Annotated in this window: 4 protein-coding genes; 1 reads left to right on the forward strand and 3 read right to left on the reverse strand. The window is 42.8% G+C overall.

Annotated elements, in window-relative coordinates; genetic code table 11:
- Positions 1-37: 37 nt before the first annotated feature.
- On the reverse strand, positions 38-1,444 hold the full coding sequence (locus tag ACFFAP_RS37095) for a glycosyltransferase (protein WP_375515885.1): 1,407 nt from the start codon (positions 1,442-1,444) through the stop codon (positions 38-40).
- A gap of 640 nt (positions 1,445-2,084) precedes the next feature.
- On the opposite strand from ACFFAP_RS37095, the gene ebsA reads away from it, so the two are divergent.
- Positions 2,085-2,459 carry a type IV pilus biogenesis protein EbsA gene (gene ebsA, locus ACFFAP_RS37100; protein WP_375515886.1) on the forward strand — a complete coding sequence of 125 codons (375 nt, stop codon included), beginning with the start codon at positions 2,085-2,087 and terminating at the stop codon, positions 2,457-2,459.
- 254 nt (positions 2,460-2,713) lie between these two features.
- On the opposite strand, the gene ACFFAP_RS37105 is transcribed toward ebsA, so the two are convergent.
- Together ACFFAP_RS37105 and ACFFAP_RS37110 are read right to left on the reverse strand one after the other, a co-directional pair.
- Positions 2,714-3,100, reverse strand: coding sequence for a type II toxin-antitoxin system death-on-curing family toxin (locus tag ACFFAP_RS37105; RefSeq protein ID WP_375515887.1), 387 nt, complete (start codon positions 3,098-3,100; stop codon positions 2,714-2,716).
- Positions 3,097-3,300, reverse strand: coding sequence for a DNA-binding protein (locus ACFFAP_RS37110; RefSeq protein WP_375515888.1), 204 nt, complete (start codon positions 3,298-3,300; stop codon positions 3,097-3,099). Before ACFFAP_RS37110 ends, ACFFAP_RS37105 begins: the two co-directional genes overlap by 4 nt.
- Positions 3,301-3,632 lie beyond the last annotated feature (332 nt).

Here is a 3,632-nt window from a genome sequence, read left to right on the forward strand (position 1 = left end):
CCCCAGTCCCTATTCCCCATTCCCCATTCCCCATTCCCTATTCCCCATTCCCGGTATGCAAAGTTTTCACCCATTTTAGGCGCTTTGGTCTTACCGACATCCGGGCAGTAGTACTGCTCATAACGACTAACCAGTGCAACATATATAAACTGCCACGCAGGGTTTGCACCAGCATCAAAAAATATGTAGAAAGTGGGAATTTCGGATCTTGACGTATGCGCCTTAAACCTGTAAACATGCCTACCATCGACATAGAAATGGACAAGCCTGTGATGGGACTTAACATTGGTGGACGATGACGAGCGATCGCCATTAATAAATCTGGGACTGCTGCTGTCGGCAAGATATACATAATCAGCATAAAAATCAGCAAATCCCAGCTTTTGCGCGTTCCCATGCGGTTTTTGAGAATTAAATCCCAATAATCCAAATAGCGCTGATAACCGCCTTCTGCCCAACGGTTGCGCTGATGCCAGAGTGAAACTGCACTTGTCACTCCTTCTTCTTGCACTGCTGGATGGAAAACACACTCAATATCCCAGTTATCTAAATGTAAGCGGATTGTCAAATCCAAATCATCGGTAATGGTTTCTTCATTCCAGCCACCGCAGCTTTCCAAGGCTGAACGCCGGACAAATTGACCATTGCCGCGCAGTTCGCCAATGCCACCAAGGGCGGTTCGCTGTTGCTGAAACCAAGTATCAAGTGCCATTTCGGCCATTTGACCCTTAGTCCAAAAGTTTGTTTTAGCGTTGGCGATCGCTTTTCGTACCTGCACCGCCCCCACCTTTTCTCTTTGAAATAAAGGTATTACCTGTTGCAGTAAGTCTGGTGTCACTTGGGCATCAGCATCAAATACTGCTATAATATCGCCCTTTGTCAGAGGCAATACCTGATTCAACGCTCCCGATTTGCCACCACTAGCTTCTGCTGAACGCCTTAGTACTTTCAGTTGGTCATGTTTCTGTTGGAGTTCTGCTAATAAACGTGGCGTGCTATCACTGCTGTGATCGTCAATTATCCATACTTCGTACTGCCCACCTGGATATTCCAGATTACAAAGATTTTTAACTAATTTAGCAATTACCGCTTCCTCATTTTTCGCAGCCACTAATACAGATACAGAGGGCAAATCTCCCTGTATTTCTTTTGGATAACGACGGGATTTAGTAAACACTACCACCAAGGCATGAAATCCTAGAATGGTGGTCAGTCCTAGAATAAATATAGAAGCCCAAGAAACTAAATGTAGAGCGATCGTGCTACTCCAGACGATAGTCAAGACTAGAGCCGCTTTGCGTCTACGACCTTGAAACCGGGGTGTTAGAGACACAGGATCTGTCTCTAACCCTGACTCCTCATTTGCTGATAGGTCAGACAACAAGGAGTTGAGCGGATCAAGCTCTTGATAAGAATCTTCTTCGGGCCAGGAATTCGCTGGCATAGGTTAGGTTGCTTGATTCAAAAACCAGTATTTGTCTACAGTTAGTAATTTTACGGACAAATATCCCTAAGCTACTTTTCCCGATATTAATCGGAATGGGCAAACTGCAATACCCGCTATCCCTAAGCCAAAAGCTGCTGGGACTACCTTTGTTGTCACCGCCACTCTGCGTAATTACCTCGTATTAACCACGTTTGCTACTCTTAGACAGAGGCTTGATTCCTTTGATAGCCATTTAGGCAGGAAGCTTGTAGAGTAGGACTTTCTTCAATGAGAACTCCGTTTTGGGCAAAGTAATAACAAGGTAGTAGCAGCTCGTTGTTGGGAGAAACAGCAATAATAACATCCACTACTTTACAGTGGGAATTTTTAGTGTTATTTTCCCCAGCTTCTATAAAAGTTAATGCAGCATTATTCTAACCGAAATTTTAATATTTCTTAGCAGTAACTTCATTTTTGGGGCATGGGTCATTGGGCACAAGAGGCAGAGGTGCAAAGGGGCAGAGGGTCAGAGGGGAAAAACTTACTGCAACTTCTCCTCTGCTCCCCTGCTTTCCCCCATTCCCCACTATGTGCTTTATACACATCTTTTGGGAATACTAGTAACATCCACTAATATCCCCAGTTGGCATATTTAACAATGTCTATTGACCAACTCCAGCCTGCCACTCAACAACAAGCCAGTGTTTACTTACCTTATATTCAGGGCGCTAGGCGCAATTTCTTACCCTATGCCATGAGTCTTTATCAAAAAGGGGTCTTGGAGGGACACCGGAAGATAGAAGCCAGTGAACATGTTCCCTTTGTTGCCTCTTGGAATGTTGCAACTTTACCCTCAGACTTAACCCGTTGCCGAATCCAGTTTGATGGCAATGCTGAACTGAGTTACGAACTGATGATGGCTAGTTTCGAGTTTATTAATTTTTTAATTGAAGTTATGGATAATTATAAACGTCATCGTGCGACCGATTTTTCACAACCGTTTTATCGCAAGCTACTACGTATAGACGATTGATTAAACTCAGCCGGACTTTTGCAAGTTCGGCTTCTCTTTAAACTCAAAATCTCAAAAGCCTAACCCTCATTCCAATGCACTGAGATTCATTTAAATTTTTTCTCCAGCATGATTTATTATTTCCAAGCTTCTGATGTAAGTTTCATAGACAACAAAAAACCTTATTAGTCGCTATTTTTATTCTTGCGTTTACGGTGCGTGTCGGAGACCGCATCATGAACCAATTTGAATTTCGTTTCATTTTGAGAAGATGTTTAAATTGTTCTAAGGTTTAGCCTGAGCCACTCCGTAAATTCTTCACGCCCTAAATCACCAGCCGCTAACAGCAAGACAACACGCTCCTGTTCTTCGATCAAAGCATCAATTTCCATCCCATTTAAAACAAGAAATATTTCCATAGCTGCGTGACTAGTCCGCTTATTACCATCAAGGAAAGGATGATTTTTGCTCAAAGAGAAGCCCAATGCTGAAGCCTTTTCAATAATTGTGGGATATAAGTCTTTTCCACCAAAAGTCATCTTCGGTTGTGCTACAGCAGACTCTAAGCTACCCAAATCGCGTATACCTAATGCGCCTCCAGACTGCTCTATAACCTGACGATGCAGATTTAGGACTTCCACCACCGTCAGGTAACGTATCATGCTAAACGTCGGTACAATTCGGCATTTTTCTTCAGCACATAGTTGGCTGCTTGAGCAAACTCGCTCGTCGGCTGACTGAGCCAGTCTTCTATCCTGGCACGTAACAAATCTTCAAGTGAGATACCACTCTCTTGTGCTATTGCTTGCAGCTTTTGCAATTGTTCATCGGAAATGTCGAGCGTGATGGAAGCCACAGCCATTACTCCTTAAATGCTAGGAAAGTGTAGCATTCTTAGTATTTTATCGGTCTTATACCAATTCTCTATGAAAATGCACAGAATAAAACACTTGAAACTCCATGCCAGACAAGGTAATTATTCTATGCAGGCTCACATAGATTTGGTATTAGACAAGCATCGCCTAATTACACAATAGTAATCTTTTCAACATCAGTGTGTCGCTGAATAGCCCGTCAAGTCGCTTCTCGAAATTAAAAATTAAAAATATAAAATTAAAAATTGCAATCATTGTGGGCTGCTGAACCCACCACTGATTGTAGACCACTGAAATCTTTGATTTCAGTGCTTGCTCG

The organism is uncultured Nostoc sp. (genome assembly GCF_964245575.1).
Taxonomy (GTDB): Bacteria; Cyanobacteriota; Cyanobacteriia; order Cyanobacteriales; family Nostocaceae; genus Nostoc.